Origin of the sequence: Streptomyces sp. SolWspMP-5a-2 (assembly GCF_900091845.1) — a bacterium.
In the GTDB taxonomy this organism is placed as follows: domain Bacteria; phylum Actinomycetota; class Actinomycetes; order Streptomycetales; family Streptomycetaceae; genus Streptomyces; species Streptomyces doudnae.
In genome coordinates this window covers 1-18,098 of the sequence record NZ_FMCI01000322.1, presented here as the reverse complement: position 1 = coordinate 18,098, position 18,098 = coordinate 1, and the positions used below count along the sequence as shown (strand labels likewise).

The following is an 18,098-nucleotide window of genomic DNA, read 5'->3' as shown; positions in this document are numbered from 1 at the left end:
TGGGAGAGGCTTGCGGCGCGTCACGGGTGTGATGCGCCTCACCTACCGATTGTTCGGTCGTCGGCACATTTTGGCTACAGGCACCTCACGGCTGTGGACAAACGGTTCTCCACAACCTGGAATGAACGCACTACGTCCATGGTAGGGAGGCGGGGGGACATGGCACCTGAACAAATGGCCGACCGGGCGGAGGCGGGCAGCGCCGTGCCGCCCCCGCGTCCGCGTCCGCTCGACGCCATCGACCTGGACATCCTGCAGATGCTCCAGACGGACGGCCGGGCGTCGATACGGTCGGTGGCCGAGCGGGTCCATGTGTCGCGGGCCAACGCGTACGCGCGCATCAACCGCCTCATCGAGGACGGTGTGATCCGGGGGTTCGGGGCCCGCGTCGACCACGAGCGGGCCGGTCAGGGCACGTCGGCGTACATCACGCTGAAGATCGTGCAGAACTCCTGGCGGAGCGTGCGCGAGCAGCTCAGACAGCTTCCCGGGGCCTCCCACATCGCGCTGGTGGGCGGCGACTTCGACGTGCTGCTGCTGGTGCACACCCCGGACAACCGGGCGCTGCGCGAGGTGGTGCTGACGCGGCTCCAGGCGATGCCCGAGGTGCTCAGCACCCGCACCCTGCTGGTGTTCGAGGAGGAGGACCTGGAGCCGCAGGGCTGACTCACCCGGCCGCGCGCAGCCCTCCGAAGACCAGCCGCGCGACCGCGTCGGCCACCTCGCGCTCGCCCGTCGTGCCCCGGCCCTCGGGGCGGTACCACTCGACGATCGAGTTGATCATCCCGAAGACGAGCCGGGTCGCGAGCCGCACCTCCACGTCGGTGCGCACCTCGCCCTCGGCGGCGGCCGCCCGCAGCAGCTCGGCGACCCGGTGGTCGAAGTCGCGGCGCCGCTCCAGCGCCCACCGCTCGGTGTCGGTGTTGCCGCGCACCCGCAGCAGCAGCGTCACGTACGGCAGCTCCGCGAGCAGCACCTCGACCATGCGCCGGACGACGTACTCCAGGCGGGCCGCGGCGCTCCCCACGCGCGCGTGCTCCTCGTCGAGGATGCCGAAGAGGCCGTCGAGGGCCCGGCTGACGGCGCGGTGCAGCAGCTCCTCCTTGCCGGCCACGTGGTGGTAGATCGACGACTTGGAGATGCCCGCCGCCCGGGAGAGGTGCTCCATGGAGGTGCCGTCGTAGCCGCGCTCGTTGAAGACCTGGACGGCGACGGACAGCAGCGTCTCGGGCGTGTACGTGTCGCGCTTGGCGGTGGTCATGAGGTGCCGCCCTCCCGCTTGTCGGTGGCGTACGCGTGCCGGTAGAGCGCCAGGGACGGCGTGTAGCGGCCGGACGGGTCGCGCAGATGGAGGTCGTCGAGGAGGGCGTAGGCCCAGTTGCGGCCGAGCCTGCGGCTCCATTCGAAGGGGCCCAGCGGGTAGTTGACGCCCAGTCGCATCGCGGTGTCGATGTCCTCCTCGGTGGCCACGCCCTTGGCGACGGCGTCGTGCGCCAGGTCGACGATCCGGGCGACCGTGCGGGCGACGATCATGCCGGGGACGTCACCGATGACGCTGACCTCCTTGCCGAGCGCCTGGAAGAGGCCGGTGGCCTCGGCGAGGGCGCGCGGCGAGGTGTCCTGGGAGGCGGAGAGGGCGATGCGGGTGGCCCTGCGGTAGTCCAGGGCGAGGTCGAAGTAGACGACGTCGCGGAACTCCACGGACGTCTGGCCGTCGGCGAGCGCCAGATGGCCGCCGCCGGGCAGCACCAGGCGGCTGCCCTGGTCCTCGTCCTCCTCGCGCACCTGGATGCCCGCCTCGCGGATCAGCGGGAGCAGGTCGGCCGCCGGGCCCAGATCGCCCTCGACGACGACGTGGGAGGGCCGCCTGCACGGTTCCGCGGTGTGCGGCTCGGCGGGTTCGGCGTCCTCGCCGTACGCGTACCAGCCCTGTCCGCTCTTGCGGCCGAGGCGGCCGGACTCGACCAGGCGGCGCTGGGCGAGCGACGGGGTGAAGCGCACGTCCCGGAAGAAGGACGTCCACACGGAGTGGGTGACGGACTCGTTGACGTCCTGGCCGATCAGGTCGGTCAGTTCGAACGCGCCCATCCGGAAGCCGCCGCACTCGCGCAGCACGGCGTCGATGGTGGCCGGGTCGGCGCCCTGCGCCTCGTGGACCGCGAAGGCCTCGGCGTAGAAGGGCCGCGCGATCCGGTTGACGATGAAGCCGGGGGTGTCGGCGCAGGCGACCGGCGTCTTGCCCCAGGCGCGCGCCGTCTCGTACGCGCGCGTGGCGGACGTGACGTCGCTGGCGTACCCGGAGACGACCTCGACCAGCGGCAGCAGCGGCGCCGGGTTGAAGAAGTGCAGGCCGACGAAGCGGCCGGGGTTGCGCAGCGCGCCGCCGATCGCGGTCACCGACAGGGACGAGGTGTTGGTGGCCAGCAGGCAGTCCTCGCCGACCACCTCCTCCAGCCGCCGGAACAGCTCCTGCTTGACGTCGAGCCGCTCCAGGACGGCCTCGACGACCAGCGTGCAGTCGGCGAGTTCGGACAGGTCCGCGGCGGGCAGCAGCCGCTCGCGCGCGGCGTCCCGTTCGGCGGCGGTGAGCCGGTCCTTGGCGACCAGCCGGTCGAGCCGGGCGACGATCGCGTCGGCGGCCCGGTCCGCCTGCCCGGCGACGGAGTCGTACAGCCGAACGGCGTGGCCCGCGGCGAGCGCCACCTGGGCGATGCCCTGTCCCATGGTTCCGGTGCCCACCACGGCCACGGGGCTGCTGAGGTCCAGTGCTGTCATGGGCGCGATCCTCCCGCACGGGGTTTTCCACAGATGCGGCGGTCCCCCTTGTCCCGACCGATCGTTCGGTTACTCTAACTCTGTCCGGCTGTTTCTGCCCAGGTCATGAGCTCGAAGACGAGTTCTCCAGACGAGGAGTTGGTCCCGCATGGCCGCCGAACCGTCCGCTCACGCGCTGATCGCCGTCCACCGGCCCACCCTGGACCAGGCGCTCGAGGCGATCCGCACCCGCGCGTACTGGTCCCCGCACCCCGAGCACCCCAAGGCCTACGGCGAGAACGGCAGCCTGGACGCGGCGGCGGGCAAGGCCGCCTTCGAGGCCCTCCTGGACACCCGCATGGACCTCGGCCAGCCCGGCACCGACGACTGGACGGGCGCCGAGCAGTCGCCGTACGGCGTCGCGCTCGGCGTCACCTACCCGCACGCCGATCCCGACGTGCTGCTGCCCGCCATGCGCGCCGGGCAGCCCGCCTGGCGGGACGCGGGGCCCGAAGTGCGCGCGGTGGTCTGCCTGGAGATCCTCAAGCGGATCAGCGACCGCACCCACGAGTTCGCGCACACGGTCATGCACACCAGCGGCCAGGCGTTCATGATGGCGTTCCAGGCGGGCGGCCCGCACGCGCAGGACCGCGGCCTGGAGGCGGTGGCGTACGCGTACGCGGAGCAGGTCCGCACCCCCGGGTCCGCGGAGTGGAGCAAGCCGCAGGGCAAGCGCGACCCGCTCACCCTCACCAAGACGTTCACCACCGTCCCGCGCGGTGTCGCCCTGGTCATCGGCTGCAACACCTTCCCCACCTGGAACGGATTCCCCGGTCTGTTCGCCTCCCTGGCCACCGGCAACGCGGTGCTGGTGAAGCCGCACCCGCGCGCGGTGCTGCCGCTCGCGCTCACGGTGCGCATCGCGCGCGAGGCGCTCGCCGACGCGGGCTTCGACCCGAACCTGGTGGCGCTGGCCGCCGAGCGTCCCGGCGAGGGCATCGCCAAGACCCTCGCGACCCGCCCGGAGATCCGGATCGTCGACTACACGGGCTCGACCGCCTTCGGCGACTGGCTGGAGGCCAACGCCCGCCAGGCGCAGGTCTACACGGAGAAGGCGGGCGTCAACACGGTCGTCGTCGAGTCCACCGGCGACTACCGGGGGATGCTCGCGAACCTGGCCTTCTCGCTCTCCCTCTACAGCGGCCAGATGTGCACCACCCCGCAGAACCTGCTGATCCCCCGGGACGGCATCCGTACCGAGGACGGCACCCGCACCTTCGACGAGGTGGTGGCCGACCTCGCGCGCGCGGTCGACGGGCTGCTCGGGGACGACGCGCGCGCCAACGGCGTCCTCGGCGCCCTCGTCAACCCGGACGTGAAGGCCCGGCTGGAGGCCGCCGCCGGACTCGGCGAGGTCGCCCTCGCCTCACGGGAGATCGTCCACCCCGAGTTCCCCGGCGCGGTCGTGCGCAGCCCGCTGATCGTGAAGCTGGACGGCGCCAAGCCGGACGACGAGGCCGCCTGGGCGAGCGAGTGCTTCGGCCCGGTCTCCTTCGCCGTCGCGGTCGACTCGGCGGCGCACGCGGTGGAGGTGCTGCGCCGCACGGTCCGCGACAAGGGCGCGATGACGGTCGGCGCCTACACCACGGACCCCGATGTGGAGCGGTCCGTCGAGGAGGTCTGCCTGGAGGAGTCGGCACAGCTCTCGCTGAACCTCACGGGCGGGGTGTACGTCAACCAGACGGCCGCCTTCTCCGACTTCCACGGCTCGGGCGGCAACCCGGCGGCCAACGCGGCCCTCACGGACGCCGCGTTCGTCGCCAACCGCTTCCGGACGGTGGAGGTGCGCCGCCCGGCGTGACGGCGGCCGGACGCACGGCCCGCGCGGCATGCCGCTCAGCGGGCCGTCGCGCTCCAGTGGTAGAGCGTCATGGCGACGCTGGTCGCCAGGTTGTAGCTGGAGACCTGCGGGCGCATCGGCAGCGACAGCAGCCGGTCGGCCCGCGCGCGTACCGCGCCGGAGAGGCCGCTGCGCTCGGAGCCGAAAGCGAGGACGGCGTCGTCCGGGAGCGTCACGTCCCGGAGGTCCTCGCCCTCCGGGTCGAGCGCGAAGACCGGACCCGGGGGCAGGTCGGCCGGTTCGAGGCGCTCCACGGCGGTCGCGAAGTGCAGCCCGGCCCCGGCCCGCACGACGGTCGGGTGCCAGGGGTCGAGGGTCCCGGTGGTGACGACGCCGGTCGCCCCGAACCCGGCGGCGAGCCGGATGACCGCGCCCGCGTTGCCGAGGTTGCGCGGCTGGTCGAGGACCACCACCGGCGCGGTCCTGGGCAGCCGGGCCAGCGCCGCCGTCTGCGCGGCGCGGTCGGGCCGCGCGGCGAGGGCGGCCACGCCGGTGGGGTGCGGGCGCGGCACGAGCGCCTTGTACGCCGTCTCCGGCACCTCGGTGACGAGGGCGGCGAGCGGGTCGCGGACGTCGGGGGCCAGGTCGTCGGCGAGGGCGAGCACGGCCGCCCGGTCGGTGGCGACCGCGACCGGCACGTCGGCCCCGAACCGCACGGCGTGTTTCAGGGCGTGGAACCCGTCGAGCAGGACGGCGCCGGGGGCGAGCCGGTGCCAGGCGGTCAGGGCGGCGGTCATGGCGTGCAGCCTACGTGCGGCCCGCCCCGGCCCCGACCGCCGCGTCGTCACCGGCCGCCCGCGGCCTGGGCAGCACCGCGCGCGGGCCCCGGGCCGCGAGGCCGCCCCGCGCGCGTGCCGCCAGCGCGCCGAGACGGCGCAGGAAGGACGTCGGCAGGAAGACCGCGTCCGCGGCGATCATCGCGAGCGAGAAGAACGGCAGCCCGAGGACGACGGCGATCACCGCGTGCTCGACCATCATCAGCGCGAGCAGGACGTTCTTGACCCGCCGGTCGAACAGCGTGAACGGGAAGGCGACCTGCACGATCACGGTCCCGTAGGTGACCAGCATGACCATGGTGCCGCTGGCGGAGAGCAGGTCGGCCAGGGCGGGCCAGGGGGAGAAGTAGTCCAGGTGCAGCGGGTAGTGCACGGCGGTGCCGTCCTGCCAGCGCGAACCCTGGATCTTGTACCAGCCCGCCGTCGCGTAGATCAGACAGGCCTCGGCCATGATCACGAACAGGGCGGCGTTGTGCGCGACGGCGGTGACCACGTCCAGCAGCACCCGGGGCTCGTGCCCCTTCGCCCGCCGCTCCACGGCCCAGCGCACGGCCACGCCCACCCACACCACGTACAGGATCGTCGGAACGGTCGGGTCGACGGCGTCGAGGCGGCCCCCGGCGGTCACCGCGACCAGCGCGAACCCGAGGACGGACCACAGCGCGGGCCCCGCCCGGTCGACGACGTGCTCGCCCCGCGCGCGTGCCGCGGCCGCCCGACGGGCCCGGCGCGCGTCCAGCGACCAGACCTGGCCGCAGCGCGTGAACACCAGGTAGATCGCCATCAGGTGCAGGACGTTGTCGCCGCCGTCGCCCATGAAGACGCTGCGGTTCTGCAGCGACAGCACACCGACCATGAACAGCACGGACATCGTGCGGGTGCGCCAGCCGAGCAGCAGCAGGACCGAGCTGACCGCGGCGAGGGCGTACACCGTCTCGAACCAGCCCCGGCCGTCCGACCACATCAGCGCCGTGAAGGCGCGGTTGCCCGCGATGAGCTGCTGGGCCAGGTCCCAGCTCCAGGGGCCGTCGGGGCCGTACATCTCCTGCCGGTGCGGGAACTCGCGGAGCAGGAAGAGCAGCCAGGTCGCGCTGAACCCGATGCGGACGACGGCGCTCTGGAAGGGGCCGAGGGCGGATCCGGTGACCCGGGCGAGACCGGCGGAGACCGCCGGGGCGAATCGGTTCACTGGGCGGCTCCGGCGGGCTTCGCGTCACGGGAGAGGTCGGCGTCCGATATCGGCCACCACGGCAGCACGCGGTAGGTCGGCCGGTCCGAGACCTTCTCGCCGCTCCACCGGGGCGGCGGCACGTTCGTGGTGCGCGAGCGCACCTGGACGCGCTGCACGGTGCCGCCGTCGCCCGCCGCGTCCTCGCGCCCCAGGCGCAGCAGCACGATGCGCGTCAGATAGGTCCGGGCGAGCGCCCCGCGCTGGCCGTTCGGACGGTTGTTCGCATCGTGCGTGGAGAGGAAGAAGTCCCAGGCCCGGCGCAGCTCGTTCTGCTGGGTGTGGCTGGGCAGCGGGTTGCCGTCGATGGCCCGGCCGTCCTCGGCGGACAGGTCGTACCAGCCGGTGGTGCGCACCCCGCCGTCCGCGGTGCCGACGTCCGCCCTGACCTGGACGGCGATGTTCTGCTGGAGCGGGTTCGGCGCGAAGAGCTTCCAGTTCTGCTCGAACTCGGGGTACACCCAGTCGTCGATCGCCCCGCTGTGCTGCTTGCTCAGCGTGTTCGACGGCGCGACGTGCAGGAAGACCATCCCGAGGTGGACGCAGACGGTCACGGCGGCGACGGCGAGCGCGAGCGCGGCGACCGCCTGGTACCGCGGCGAGAGCGCGGCCACACCGGCGGGCCCCGCCCCGCCCCGGTCCACCGCCACGACGGGCGCGGACGCCTCGGAGGGTGCGGGTGGTTCGGAGGGTTCGGGGAGGGCGCCGGGGTCGACGGGGCCGGTGGGACGCGAGGGGCCCCCGGGCCCGTCGGGGACAGCAGCTCCCCCGGGCTCGGAGAGGTCGGCGGGCCCGGACGGTTCCCCGGGCCCGGAACGTTCGGCGGGCCCGGTGCGGTCCGGCCCGGGAGGCTCGGGGGCGGGATCGCCCGGCCCCGGGGGGTCCGCCGGGTCGGGGTCGCGCGTCCGGTCCGCCCCCTGGTCGTACGCGTCCATTCCGCCCCGTCTCCCGATCCGCTCCGTCGTCCGGCCGCACGTCCACCGGGCCCGCACCGGGAACGGTACTCAGGCCGGGCCGGGCTTCACAGCCCCGCGGGGCACCGCCGGGTCATCCACAGCGGTTGACACCTTACGGCGCTCGACCGACGATGGAAGCGCACGAACCGAACGATCGGTCGGGAGCAGGCTCCCGGCCCAGCCCAGGTCGAGGGGGACCGCATGGCGACAGCAGCGGCGCACCAGACGGACACCGCCGGGGAGGACACCGCCACCGGCGGGTACGAACGCGCCTTCGACGCCGCCGTGGCCGCCGAGGAACGCGTCGAACCGCGCGACTGGATGCCGGACGCCTACCGCGCGACACTCGTGCGGCAGATGGCCCAGCACGCGCACTCGGAGATCATCGGCATGCAGCCGGAGGCCAACTGGATCACCCGCGCGCCCTCCCTGCGCCGCAAGGCGATCCTGATGGCCAAGGTCCAGGACGAGGCGGGCCACGGCCTCTACCTGTACAGCGCCGCCGAGACCCTCGGCACCAGCCGCGACGAGCTGCTCGACAAGCTCCACTCGGGCCGCCAGAAGTACTCCTCGATCTTCAACTACCCGACGCTGACCTGGGCCGACGTCGGCGCGATCGGCTGGCTGGTGGACGGCGCCGCGATCACCAACCAGGTGCCGCTGTGCCGCTGCTCCTACGGCCCGTACGCCCGCGCCATGGTCCGGATCTGCAAGGAGGAGTCCTTCCACCAGCGCCAGGGCTACGAGCTGCTTCTCGCCCTCAGCCGGGGCACCCCCGAGCAGCACGCGATGGCGCAGGACGCGGTGGACCGCTGGTGGTGGCCGTCGCTGATGATGTTCGGCCCGCCCGACGACGAGTCGGCGCACTCCGCGCAGTCCATGACGTGGAAGATCAAGCGCCACTCCAACGACGAGCTGCGCCAGCGCTTCGTCGACATCTGCGTCCCGCAGGCCGCGTCGCTCGGCCTCACCCTGCCCGACCCGGAGCTGCGGTGGAACGAGGAGCGGCAGCGGCACGACTTCGGCCCGATCGACTGGGCGGAGTTCCGCGCGGTCCTCAAGGGCAACGGACCCTGCAACGAACAGCGGCTCAGCCAGCGCAGGCGGGCCCACGAGGACGGCGCCTGGGTGCGGGAGGCGGCCGCCGCGTACGCGGCCAAGCGGACCGGCCGGGCAGAAGGAGAGCGGGCATGACGGACACCGACTGGCCCCTGTGGGAGGTCTTCGTGCGCTCGCGCCGCGGCCTCGCGCACACCCACGCCGGGAGCCTGCACGCGCCCGACGCCGAGTTCGCCCTGCGCAACGCGCGCGACCTGTACACCCGGCGCGGCGAAGGCGTCTCGATCTGGGTCGTCCCCTCGGCCGCCGTCACCGCCTCCTCGCCGGACGAGAAGGACCCGTTCTTCGAGCCGTCCGCCGACAAGCCCTACCGGCACCCGACCTTCTACGAGATCCCGGACGGGGTGAAGCACCTGTGAGCGCCACCACCGCGACGACGGCCGCCCTCGCCCTCGGGGACGACGCCCTGGTCCTCTCGCACCGCCTGGGCGAGTGGGCGGGCCACGCGCCCGTGCTGGAGGAGGAGGTCGCCCTCGCCAACATCGCCCTCGACCTGCTGGGCCAGGCCCGCGTCCTGCTGTCGTCGGCGGGCGACGAGGACGAGCTGGCGTACCTGCGCGAGGAGCGCGCCTTCACCAACCTCCAGCTGGTCGAGCAGCCCAACGGCGACTTCGCCCACACCATCGCCCGCCAGCTGTACTTCTCCACCTACCAGCACCTGCTGTACGAGCGACTGGCCGCGGGGGAGGGCGAGTTCGCGGGGCTCGCGGCGAAGGCCGTCAAGGAGGTCGCCTACCACCGCGACCACGCCGAGCAGTGGACCCTGCGCCTCGGGGACGGCACGGACGTCAGCCACGCCCGGATGCGGGCCGCGTGCGAGGCGCTGTGGCGGTTCACCGGCGAGATGTTCGAGCCGGTGCCCGGCCTCGACGTGGACACCGACGCGCTGCGCACGGCCTGGCGCGAGTCGGTGGACACGGTGCTGCGCCGGGCCACGCTCACGCTCCCGGAGGGGCCGGACTCCGGCGGCTGGGCGGCCGGGGCCGGGCGCCAGGGCCTGCACACCGAGTCCTTCGGGCGGATGCTCGCCGAGATGCAGCACCTGCACCGCAGCCACCCGGGCGCGTCATGGTGACGGCCACCGTCCTGGAGGCGGAACTGCTCGCGCTCGCCGGTTCGGTGCCCGACCCCGAACTGCCCGTGCTCACCCTCGCCGAGCTGGGCGTGGTGCGCGCGGTGCGGCTGCGCTCCGCCGGCACCGCCGAGGTCGACCTGACCCCCACCTACACCGGCTGCCCGGCGATCGAGGCGATGTCCGCCGACATCGAACGGCTGCTGCACGCGCACGGGGTGGCCGAGGTCACCGTGCGCACGGTGCTCGCGCCCGCCTGGTCGACCGACGACATCACCGACGAAGGCCGCCGCAAACTGCGGGAGTTCGGCATCGCGCCGCCCCGCGTCCACCGGGGGCCGGGTCCGGTCCCCGTCACGCTGGGCGCCACCCGCACCCTCACCACGCCCCCGGAGCCGGTGCACTGCCCGCACTGCGGCTCCGCCGAGACCGAACTGCTCAGCCGGTTCTCCTCGACCGCCTGCAAGGCGCTGCGCCGCTGCCTCGCCTGCCGTGAACCCTTCGACCACTTCAAGGAGTTGTGATGGCCCGCTTCCACGCGCTCCGGGTGGCGGCGGTCGACCGGCTCACCGACGACTCCGTCGCGCTCACCCTCGCCGTCCCCGAGGAGCTGCGCGAGCGCTACCGGCACGCGCCCGGCCAGCACCTCGCCGTCCGGCGCACGCTCGACGGCGCCGAGGTCCGGCGCACCTACTCGATCTGCTCGGCGGCCCCCGCCACCGGCGGCCCGGCCACCCTGCGGATCGGGGTGCGGCTGGTGGAGGGCGGGGCGTTCTCCACCCACGCGCTCAAGGAGATCGCCGAGGGGGACGAGCTGGAGGTGATGACCCCGGCCGGCCGCTTCACCCTGGACCCGGCGCCGGGCCTGTACGCGGCGATCGTCGGCGGCAGCGGCATCACCCCGGTGCTGTCCATCGTCTCGACGCTGCTGGCGCGCGAGCCCGGGGCCCGGTTCTGCCTGGTCCGCAGCGACCGCACCACGGCGTCCACGATGTTCCTGGAGGAGGTCGCCGACCTCAAGGACCGCTACCCGCGCCGGTTCCAGCTCGTCACGGTGCTCTCCCGGGAGGAGCAGCAGGCGGGCCTGCCGTCCGGGCGGCTCGACCGCGAGCGGCTGACCGGGCTGCTGCCCGCGCTGCTGCCGGTGGAGCGGGTGGCGGGCTGGTTCCTGTGCGGCCCCCTCGGCCTGGTCGAGGGCGCCGAGCGGGCGCTGCGCGAGATCGGCGTCCCGCGCGCCCTGGTCCACGAGGAGATCTTCCACGTGGACACGGTCGCCCCGGCGCCCGCCGCCCCCGCGCCCGCCCACAGCACGGTGACCGCCCGCCTCGACGGCCGCGCCGGGACCTGGCCGGTCCGGGACGGCGAGTCCGTGCTGGAGACGGTCCTGCGCAACCGCGCGGACGCCCCCTACGCCTGCAAGGGCGGGGTCTGCGGCACCTGCCGCGCCTTCCTGGTCTCCGGCGAGGTCCGCATGGACCGCAACTTCGCCCTGGAACCGGAGGAGACGGCGGCGGGCTACGTCCTGGCCTGCCAGTCCCACGCGGTGACGGAGGAGGTGGAGGTCGACTTCGACCGCTGACCGGGCACGGCCGCCCGCGGTCGCCCAGCGGCCGGGAGGGCACCCGCCGGCCGGGGAGGAGCCGACCACCCGTTCCCTTCTTCTAGAACCTGTTCTATCTTGACGCTCCGTCAGATCAGCGCAGCCGCCGGGAGGACAGGACCGTGGACTTCACCTTCAGCGAGGAGCAGCAGGCGGCGGCCGAGGCGGCGCGGGGCGTCTTCTCCGGCGTCGCCCCCGACGCGGTGCCCAGCCCCTCGATGGTCGTGGGCGCCGTCGCCGACGACTTCGACCGCGCCCTGTGGGCCAGGCTCGCCGAGGCGGACCTGCTGAGCCTGCTGCTCGACCCGGCCGAGGGCGGCGCGGGCCTGGACGCCGTCGCGCTCTGCCTGGTGCTGCGCGAGTCCGCGGCGGTCCTGGCCCGGGTCCCGCTCCTGGAGCACAGCGCGGCGGCGGCGACCGTACAGGCCCACGGCACGACGGAGTTGAGGTCGGCGCTGCTGGCCCCCGCGGGCCGGGGCGAGCTGGTGCTGACCGTCGCCGCGAGCGGCCGCACCGGACACGACCCGGCCGGACTCGCCGTGACCGCCCGGCAGGACGGCGACACCTGCGTGCTCGACGGCGTCCAGACGGCGGTGCCGTGGGCGCACAACGCCGACCACATCGTCGTCCCGGCCCGCACCGCGGGCGGCGACCGCACCCTGCTCGCGGTCGTCCCGCGGGGACTGGACGGGGCCGGCCTCGCCGAGCAGATCTCCACCACCGGCGAACGGCTCGGCGAGCTGCGGCTGGAGTCGGCGCGCGTCCCCGCCGCGTCCGTCATCGACGCGGACGGCGCCTGGGAGGGGCTGCGGGACCTGCTGACCACGGGGACCTGCGCACTGGCGCTCGGCCTCGGGGAACGGGTGCTGCGGATGAGCGGCGAATACACGAGCAGGCGCGAGCAGTTCGGGTTCCCGGTCGCCACCTTCCAGGCCGTCGCGATGCAGGCCGCCGACCGGTACATCGACCTGCGCGCGATGGAGGTCACGCTCTGGCAGGCCGCCTGGCGGATCGCCTCCGGGGCGCCGGGCGCGCTGCCGGCCGCCGGTGACGTGGCGGTGGCGAAGATCTGGGCCTCCGAGGGGGTCCGCCGGGTGGTGCAGACGGCGCAGCACCTGCACGGCGGGTTCGGCGCCGACGTGGAGTACCCGCTGCACCGCTACCACGCGTGGGCCAAGCACCTGGAGCTGTCGCTCGGCCCGGCCGCCGCGCACGAGGAGGCCCTCGGCGACCTGCTGGCCGCCCACTCCCTGGGCTGACGGCCCGCGCACCGACCCGGGCGGGACCGCGCGGACCGGCCCGGGTCATGTCCTAGAGGACGAAGCCGGCCTCGCCGGTGTCGGTCACGACGGGCCTGCCCGCGGCCGCCCACACCTGCATCCCGCCATCGACGTTCGCGGCGTCGATCCCCTGCTGCGCCAGGTACATGGTGACCTGGGCGGAGCGGCCGCCGGAGCGGCAGACGACGTTGACCCGGCCGTCCTGCGGGGCGGCCTCGGTCAGCTCGCCGAAGCGGGCCACGAACTCGCTGAGGGGGATGTGCAGGGCCCCTTCGGCGTGGCCCGCCTGCCACTCGTCGTTCTCGCGGACGTCCAGCAGGAAGTCGCCGTCCTTGAGGTCAGCGACCTCGACCGTGGGCACACCAGCTCCGAATTGCATGCCCCGACGCTACCCGACCCGGGTCGCGCCCCGGCCGCCTACCCGAGCAGCGCGGCCAGCTCCTCCTCGCGGGCGGCGACCTGCGCGAGGAGCTGCTCGGCGATCTCCTCCAGGAGCCGGTCGGGGTCGTCGGGGGCGAGCCGCAGCATCGAGCCGATCGCGCTCTCCTCCATCTCCTTGGCGACCAGCGTGAGCAGCTCCTTGCGCTGGGACAGCCATTCGAGACGGGCGTACAGCTCCTCGCTGTGGCTGGGGCCGCGCTCGGCGGGCGCGGGACCCGCGGCCCACTCCTCGGACAGCTCGCGCAGCGCCGCCTCGTCACCGCGCGCGTAGGCCGCGTTGACCCGCGTGATGAACTCCTCGCGCCGCTGCCGTTCGCCCTCGTCGGGCGCCAGGTCGGGGTGGGCCCTGCGGGCCAGTTCGCGGTAGAGCTTGCGCGCCTCGTCGCTGGGGCGGACCCGCTGCGGGGGCCGCACCGGCTGGTCGGTGAGCATCGCGACGGCCTCGGGGAACAGGCCGTCGCCGTCCATCCAGCCGTTGAACAGCTCCTCGACGCCCGGCATGGGCATGACCCGGGCCCGCGCCTCGTCCGCCTTGCGCCGGTCCTCCGGGTCGCCGGTGCGGTCGGCGGTGACCTCGGCGATCCGGGCGTCCAGCTCGTCGAGGCGGGTGTACATGGGGCCGAGCTTCTGGTGGTGCAGGCGGGAGAAGTTCTCCACCTCGACGCGGAACGTCTCCACCGCGATCTCGTACTCGATCAGCGCCTGTTCGGCGGCCCGCACGGCGCGTTCCAGCCGCTCCTCGGGCCGCGTCGCACCGCCGTCGGCCGCCACCTGCGCCTCGCCATCAGATCCGGAGCTCGTCACCCGCCCAGCCTAGGCCACCGCCGGGCCACCAGGTCCACCAGCGGCCCCGCAGGGCGCCCCACGGCCCTCGGCGGCCCCCCGAGCACCCGGCGCCCCTCCCGGGCCCCCAGAACGCGTCACAGCCGCCCGCCACCGTCCCGCCCGCCCGGCACCCCGGCCGGATCAGGACCCCCCGGCCCGCTCACACCCCCATCTCGGCCGCGACCCGGCCCGAGCGGACCGCCGTGACGAAGGCGGCGTGGTCGGCCTCGGTGCGCTCGGCGTAGGCGACGGCGAAGTCGGCCAGCGCCTCGTCCAGTTCCTCGTTCTTGCCGCAGTACCCGGCGATCAGGCGCGGGTCGGCGGTGTGCGCGTGGGCGCGGGCCAGCAGGGCGCCGGTCATCCGCGCGTAGTCGTCGATCTGGTCGGCGGGCAGCGCGGCGGGGTCGACGCTGCCCTTGCGGTTGCGGAACTGCCGTACCTGGTAAGGCCGTCCGTCGACCGTCGTCCAGCCCAGCAGGATGTCGCTGACGACCTGCATCCGCTTCTGCCCGAGGACCACCCGGCGCCCCTCGTGCGCGACGGGAGGCGTCTCGAACCCCGCCGTCGCCAGGTGCGGGATCAGCGTCGAGGGGCGGGCCTCCTTCACCTGGAGGACCAGCGGCTCGCCCCGGTGGTCGAGGAGCAGCACCACGTAGGAGCGGGTCCCGACGCTCCCGGTACCGACGACCCGGAACGCCACGTCGTGCACCGCGTGCCGGGCCAGCAGCGGCAGCCGGTCCTCGGAGAGCGTGCCCAGGTAGGACGCGAGCGACGCGGTGACCGAGGCGGCCTCCGCGTCCGGCACCCGCCGCAGCACCGGGAGGGCGTCGACGAAGCGCCGTCCACCGTCCCCGGTCGGCTCGGTCGACTTCGCCGCGAACCGGCCGCTGGTGTTGGCCCGCGCCTTCTCGGAGACCCGCTCCAGGGTGCCGAGCAGGTCGTGGGCGTCGGCGTGCGAGACCAGTTCCTCGTCCGCGACGGCGTTCCACGCGTCCAGCGCCGGAAGCCTGGCCAGCAGCCGCATGGTGCGCCGGTAGGCCCCGGCCGCGTCCCCCGCGGCGGCCCGGCACCGGTCCTCGTCGGCACCGGCCTCGCGGCCCGCCAGCACCAGGGAGGCGGCAAGCCGCTTGAGGTCCCACTCCCAGGGGCCGTCGACGGTCTCGTCGAAGTCGTTCAGGTCGATCACGAGACCGCCGCGGGCGTCGCCGTAGAGGCCGAAGTTGGCCGCGTGGGCGTCACCGCAGAGCTGGGCGCGGATCCGGGTGGTCGGGGTGCGGGCCAGGTCGTGGGCCATGAGCCCGGCCGAGCCGCGCAGGAAGGCGAAGGGGGTGGCCGCCATCCGGCCCGCCCGGATCGGCGTGAGCGCGGGTATCCGGCCCTGGTTGGACTCCTCGACGGCGGTGACCGCGTCCGGACGCCCGTCGTCGAGGTCGAGCGCGGCGTGCGCGGACCTCGGCAGCACCGCGCGCAGCGCCTTCCCCTCGCGCTTGGGCGAGGCGGGGGCGGGGAACCCGGCGAGCCCCCGCACCCGCGGGATCCGCCGCACGCCCGTCACGCCGAAGCCCCCGGCGCCATCGCTCCCGGCCACCCCGGTCGGCGCGCCCCCGACCGCCCCGGCCACCCCGGTGGACCCGCCCCCGGACTCCACGACTGCTCCGGTCACGACGACCGCCTCCCCCGTACCCGTACGCCCCGCACGAACATCAACTCGTGCCGACGGTACCGCCGGTGGCGACCACGCGTCAGACCCTGTGGACAACCTCGTCCCCGCCCTGTGGACAACTCAGCAGACCGGGCGGCCCGGCTCCTCCGGGAGGTGGAGCCGCGCCCACTCGCCCAGCTCGCGCAGCGCGGGCCCGAGGGCCTCGCCCGCCTCGGTGAGCCGGTAGGAGACCCGCAGCGGCGGCCCCTCGTCCACCTGCCGCACCAGCAGCCCGGCGGCGCCCAGCTCGGTGAGCCGGTCGGAGAGCATCCGCTCGCTGATCCCGGGCACCGCCCGGCGCAGATCGACGAAGTACGCGGGCCCGCCGGTCAGCACGGCCACGATCGGGCCGGTCCAGCGCTTCCCCAGGAGCTGGAAGACACGGGTGATCCCGGCGTCGACCCGCTTGCACGCCCCGGGGTCGTGCCTCTCCTCGACCGTCATGGCGTCCAGGGTACTGCCCGGCCCGTACGGGGATGAAAAAAGTAAGTGACTGTGTTATCCATAGTCGAGTACGAATTATCAGCACGGCCATCCCCACTCCCTGGAGACCCCCATGCCGACGCTCCTGCACATCGACTCCTCCGTCTTCCCGGCCGGCGCCTCCGCGTCCCGCGACGTCACCGACGCCTTCCGCACGGCGTGGCAGGAACAGCACCCCGAGGGCACGGTGATCCACCGCGACCTGTCCGCGCACCCGGTGGCGCACCTCACCGCCGACGCGCACACCGCCGGTTTCGCCGACCCCGCCACGCACACCCCGGGCCAGGCCGCGGCCTTCGCCGAGCGGCTGCGGCTGATCGAGGAGCTGGAGAACGCGGACGCCGTCCTGATCGGCGCCCCGATGTACAACTTCTCGATCCCGTCGACCCTGAAGGCCTGGCTGGACAACGTGATCCTGATGGGCCGCACCGCGGGCACCGAGGACTCGCTGATCAAGGGGACGCCGGTCACCGTGGTCGCCAGCCGGGGCGGCTCCTACGCGCCGGGCACCCCGCGCGAGGGCTTCGAGTACGTCCAGAACTACCTGCGCGCGGTCTTCGCCGACGCGCTCGGCGCCGACCTGGAGTTCATCGTCCCGGAGCTGACCATGGCCCCGCACAACCCGGCGATGGCGGACCTCGTCCCGCTCTACGAGGCGTCCCGGGAGCGCGCCCTGGCGGACGCCGCCACGAAGGCCAAGTCCCTCGCGGACCGCGCGGCGGCCTGACCACCGTCCCGCACGGGCCGGCCGCGGCACCCGGACGGCGACAGCGCGCCGCCGGGGCCTCTCGGCGGGAACCACCGGTGAGACGCCGGTGAGAACGCGGTGAGCACCCCGGCGGGCCGCGACGAGCCTCGGTGAGCCTCGGTGAGCGGCTCAGTGAGAGACCTCACACCGCAGGAAAATCACACGCGGACGGGGTCCGGCGCCACGGCGCCGGACCCCGTCCGGAGAACGCGGAAGCCCCCCGGTCCTGAGACCGGGGGGCTTTCGACTGGTGCGCGAGGGGGGAGTTGAACCCCCACGCCCTTTCGGGCACTGGAACCTGAATCCAGCGCGTCTGCCTATTCCGCCACCCGCGCATTGGGTGTGTCTTCGGGCCTCCGTGCCTTGCGGTGCGGCGCCTTCCGACACGCAGAACATTAGCACGCTGACAGGGGTGGATTCACCTCGCTCCACGGCGGGCGAGCGGCGGCAGGACGGGCCCCGCGCACGGGTCCGCGCGGGCGTCGAACGCGGGGGGCCGTCCGGCCCGTATCCATGGGTGGACACGGAACGGACACGTATCCGTTCACGTATCAACCTCGTACCGGAACCGGCCGTCTCCCGGGGAGCAGGTCCGGGCGCGCAGTCCGGTGCGGGACACTGGTCTGCGGCCACCTCTACGATCCTGGGCAGAAGAAGCGGGAGAAGAGTGCGCGGGAGCACGACGGGGCCGACAGGGGGAACCAGCCGATTAACCGGCGCGTGGATACGATCAGTAAGCAGTATCAAGCAGTGCGGCGCCCGCGGAGCGGGCAGAACCAGTACGGCAGCAGCTATGGAGGAGGTGCCCCATGGGAGTCCTGAAGAAGTTCGAGCAGCGTCTCGAAGGCTTGGTCAACGGCACCTTCGCCAAAGTCTTCAAGTCCGAGGTCCAGCCCGTGGAGATCGCGGGAGCGCTCCAGCGCGAGTGCGACAACAACGCGACCATCTGGAACCGTGACCGGATCGTCGTCCCCAACGACTTCATCGTCGAACTGAGCACGCCCGACTTCGAGCGGCTCAGCCCGTACTCGGGCCAGCTGAGCGACGAACTGGCCGGCATGGTCAGGGACTACGCGAAGCAGCAGCGCTACACCTTCATGGGACCGATCAAGGTCAACCTGGAGAAGGCGGACGATCTCGACACCGGCCTGTACCGGGTCCGCAGCCGCACCCTCGCCTCCACCACCGACCAGCAGAGCGGAGGCCCCGCCGCC

19 protein-coding genes and 1 tRNA gene are annotated in these 18,098 nt (G+C 73.8%); 10 read left to right on the top strand and 10 right to left on the bottom strand.

Annotation, left to right across the window (positions count from 1 at the left end):
• The first annotated feature begins 159 nt into the window (after positions 1-159).
• On the top strand, positions 160-666 hold the full coding sequence (locus GA0115242_RS31885; protein ID WP_370672337.1) for an Lrp/AsnC family transcriptional regulator: 507 nt from the start codon (positions 160-162) through the stop codon (positions 664-666).
• A 1-nt stretch (position 667) separates the two neighbouring features.
• Here the strand turns inward: GA0115242_RS31885 and GA0115242_RS31880 are convergent, their stop codons facing one another.
• Complete coding sequence (locus GA0115242_RS31880) at positions 668-1,261, bottom strand: TetR/AcrR family transcriptional regulator (protein WP_093834692.1); 594 nt, start codon at positions 1,259-1,261, stop codon at positions 668-670.
• Positions 1,258-2,775 carry a 3-hydroxyacyl-CoA dehydrogenase gene (locus tag GA0115242_RS31875; RefSeq protein ID WP_093834690.1) on the bottom strand — a complete coding sequence of 506 codons (1,518 nt, stop codon included), beginning with the start codon at positions 2,773-2,775 and terminating at the stop codon, positions 1,258-1,260. The genes GA0115242_RS31880 and GA0115242_RS31875 overlap by 4 nt, the downstream gene beginning before the upstream one ends.
• A 148-nt stretch (positions 2,776-2,923) precedes the next feature.
• On the opposite strand from GA0115242_RS31875, the gene paaN reads away from it, so the two are divergent.
• The gene (gene paaN, locus GA0115242_RS31870) at positions 2,924-4,615 is read left to right on the top strand and encodes a phenylacetic acid degradation protein PaaN (RefSeq protein ID WP_093834688.1); all 1,692 of its coding nucleotides are present in this window, start codon (positions 2,924-2,926) and stop codon (positions 4,613-4,615) included.
• A 35-nt stretch (positions 4,616-4,650) separates the two neighbouring features.
• Here the strand turns inward: paaN and GA0115242_RS31865 are convergent, their stop codons facing one another.
• Genes GA0115242_RS31865 through GA0115242_RS31855 form a run of 3 tightly spaced genes read right to left on the bottom strand, consistent with a single transcriptional unit; the run spans position 4,651 to position 7,593 of the window.
• A complete protein-coding gene (locus GA0115242_RS31865) occupies positions 4,651-5,391 on the bottom strand; it encodes a TrmH family RNA methyltransferase (RefSeq protein ID WP_093834686.1) in 741 nt (246 codons plus the stop codon).
• A 10-nt stretch (positions 5,392-5,401) separates the two neighbouring features.
• A complete protein-coding gene (locus GA0115242_RS31860) occupies positions 5,402-6,619 on the bottom strand; it encodes an HTTM domain-containing protein (protein ID WP_093834684.1) in 1,218 nt (405 codons plus the stop codon).
• The gene (locus tag GA0115242_RS31855; protein ID WP_237549421.1) at positions 6,616-7,593 is read right to left on the bottom strand and encodes a DUF5819 family protein; all 978 of its coding nucleotides are present in this window, start codon (positions 7,591-7,593) and stop codon (positions 6,616-6,618) included. The genes GA0115242_RS31860 and GA0115242_RS31855 overlap by 4 nt, the downstream gene beginning before the upstream one ends.
• Positions 7,594-7,815: 222 nt before the next feature.
• Here GA0115242_RS31855 and paaA point away from each other — a divergent pair, with 222 nt between their 5' ends.
• From paaA to GA0115242_RS31825, 6 genes are all read left to right on the top strand, one after another.
• A complete protein-coding gene (gene paaA, locus GA0115242_RS31850; protein ID WP_093834682.1) occupies positions 7,816-8,808 on the top strand; it encodes a 1,2-phenylacetyl-CoA epoxidase subunit PaaA in 993 nt (330 codons plus the stop codon).
• A complete protein-coding gene (gene paaB, locus GA0115242_RS31845; RefSeq protein WP_093834680.1) occupies positions 8,805-9,092 on the top strand; it encodes a 1,2-phenylacetyl-CoA epoxidase subunit PaaB in 288 nt (95 codons plus the stop codon). The genes paaA and paaB overlap by 4 nt, the downstream gene beginning before the upstream one ends.
• The gene (gene paaC, locus GA0115242_RS31840; RefSeq protein WP_093834678.1) at positions 9,089-9,808 is read left to right on the top strand and encodes a 1,2-phenylacetyl-CoA epoxidase subunit PaaC; all 720 of its coding nucleotides are present in this window, start codon (positions 9,089-9,091) and stop codon (positions 9,806-9,808) included. The genes paaB and paaC overlap by 4 nt, the downstream gene beginning before the upstream one ends.
• Positions 9,802-10,329 carry a 1,2-phenylacetyl-CoA epoxidase subunit PaaD gene (gene paaD, locus GA0115242_RS31835; protein ID WP_093834676.1) on the top strand — a complete coding sequence of 176 codons (528 nt, stop codon included), beginning with the start codon at positions 9,802-9,804 and terminating at the stop codon, positions 10,327-10,329. Before paaC ends, paaD begins: the two co-directional genes overlap by 7 nt.
• Positions 10,329-11,384: a 2Fe-2S iron-sulfur cluster-binding protein gene (locus GA0115242_RS31830; RefSeq protein ID WP_093834674.1), complete on the top strand. Its 1,056-nt coding sequence runs from the start codon at positions 10,329-10,331 to the stop codon at positions 11,382-11,384. Before paaD ends, GA0115242_RS31830 begins: the two co-directional genes overlap by 1 nt.
• A gap of 143 nt (positions 11,385-11,527) precedes the next feature.
• Positions 11,528-12,664, top strand: a complete 1,137-nt coding sequence (locus GA0115242_RS31825) for an acyl-CoA dehydrogenase family protein (protein WP_093834672.1) — start codon at positions 11,528-11,530, stop codon at positions 12,662-12,664.
• Positions 12,665-12,716: 52 nt separating this feature from the next.
• Here the strand turns inward: GA0115242_RS31825 and GA0115242_RS31820 are convergent, their stop codons facing one another.
• The 4 genes from GA0115242_RS31820 to GA0115242_RS31805 form a co-directional block, all read right to left on the bottom strand.
• A complete protein-coding gene (locus tag GA0115242_RS31820) occupies positions 12,717-13,046 on the bottom strand; it encodes a rhodanese-like domain-containing protein (RefSeq protein ID WP_093834670.1) in 330 nt (109 codons plus the stop codon).
• A gap of 56 nt (positions 13,047-13,102) precedes the next feature.
• Positions 13,103-13,930 (bottom strand): J domain-containing protein, encoded by an 828-nt coding sequence (locus GA0115242_RS31815; RefSeq protein ID WP_093834668.1) that lies wholly within the window; start codon positions 13,928-13,930, stop codon positions 13,103-13,105.
• 181 nt (positions 13,931-14,111) lie between these two features.
• Positions 14,112-15,539 carry a DUF2252 domain-containing protein gene (locus GA0115242_RS31810; RefSeq protein WP_370672338.1) on the bottom strand — a complete coding sequence of 476 codons (1,428 nt, stop codon included), beginning with the start codon at positions 15,537-15,539 and terminating at the stop codon, positions 14,112-14,114.
• 195 nt (positions 15,540-15,734) lie between these two features.
• A complete protein-coding gene (locus GA0115242_RS31805; protein ID WP_093834664.1) occupies positions 15,735-16,097 on the bottom strand; it encodes a winged helix-turn-helix transcriptional regulator in 363 nt (120 codons plus the stop codon).
• 112 nt (positions 16,098-16,209) lie between these two features.
• Between GA0115242_RS31805 and GA0115242_RS31800 the strand changes: the two genes are divergently transcribed.
• Positions 16,210-16,863 (top strand): FMN-dependent NADH-azoreductase, encoded by a 654-nt coding sequence (locus tag GA0115242_RS31800; protein ID WP_093834662.1) that lies wholly within the window; start codon positions 16,210-16,212, stop codon positions 16,861-16,863.
• Between the two features lie 269 nt (positions 16,864-17,132).
• Here the strand turns inward: GA0115242_RS31800 and GA0115242_RS31795 are convergent.
• Positions 17,133-17,219, bottom strand: a tRNA-Leu gene (locus GA0115242_RS31795).
• A 474-nt stretch (positions 17,220-17,693) separates the two neighbouring features.
• Here GA0115242_RS31795 and GA0115242_RS31790 point away from each other — a divergent pair.
• A partial coding sequence (locus GA0115242_RS31790) for a DUF3662 domain-containing protein (protein ID WP_141721819.1) occupies positions 17,694-18,098 on the top strand: 405 nt, incomplete at its 3' end.

Bases quoted from the DNA above. Each gene is read 5' to 3' on its own strand.
- GA0115242_RS31885 (WP_370672337.1), top strand. From the start codon at position 160: ATGGCACCTGAACAAATGGCCGACCGGGCGGAGGCGGGCAGCGCCGTG.
- GA0115242_RS31880 (WP_093834692.1), bottom strand. From the start codon at position 1,261: ATGACCACCGCCAAGCGCGACACGTACACGCCCGAGACGCTGCTGTCC.
- GA0115242_RS31875 (WP_093834690.1), bottom strand. From the start codon at position 2,775: ATGACAGCACTGGACCTCAGCAGCCCCGTGGCCGTGGTGGGCACCGGA.
- paaN (WP_093834688.1), top strand. From the start codon at position 2,924: ATGGCCGCCGAACCGTCCGCTCACGCGCTGATCGCCGTCCACCGGCCC.
- GA0115242_RS31865 (WP_093834686.1), bottom strand. From the start codon at position 5,391: ATGACCGCCGCCCTGACCGCCTGGCACCGGCTCGCCCCCGGCGCCGTC.
- GA0115242_RS31855 (WP_237549421.1), bottom strand. From the start codon at position 7,593: ATGGACGCGTACGACCAGGGGGCGGACCGGACGCGCGACCCCGACCCG.
- paaA (WP_093834682.1), top strand. From the start codon at position 7,816: ATGGCGACAGCAGCGGCGCACCAGACGGACACCGCCGGGGAGGACACC.
- paaB (WP_093834680.1), top strand. From the start codon at position 8,805: ATGACGGACACCGACTGGCCCCTGTGGGAGGTCTTCGTGCGCTCGCGC.
- paaD (WP_093834676.1), top strand. From the start codon at position 9,802: ATGGTGACGGCCACCGTCCTGGAGGCGGAACTGCTCGCGCTCGCCGGT.
- GA0115242_RS31830 (WP_093834674.1), top strand. From the start codon at position 10,329: ATGGCCCGCTTCCACGCGCTCCGGGTGGCGGCGGTCGACCGGCTCACC.
- GA0115242_RS31805 (WP_093834664.1), bottom strand. From the start codon at position 16,097: ATGACGGTCGAGGAGAGGCACGACCCCGGGGCGTGCAAGCGGGTCGAC.
- GA0115242_RS31800 (WP_093834662.1), top strand. From the start codon at position 16,210: ATGCCGACGCTCCTGCACATCGACTCCTCCGTCTTCCCGGCCGGCGCC.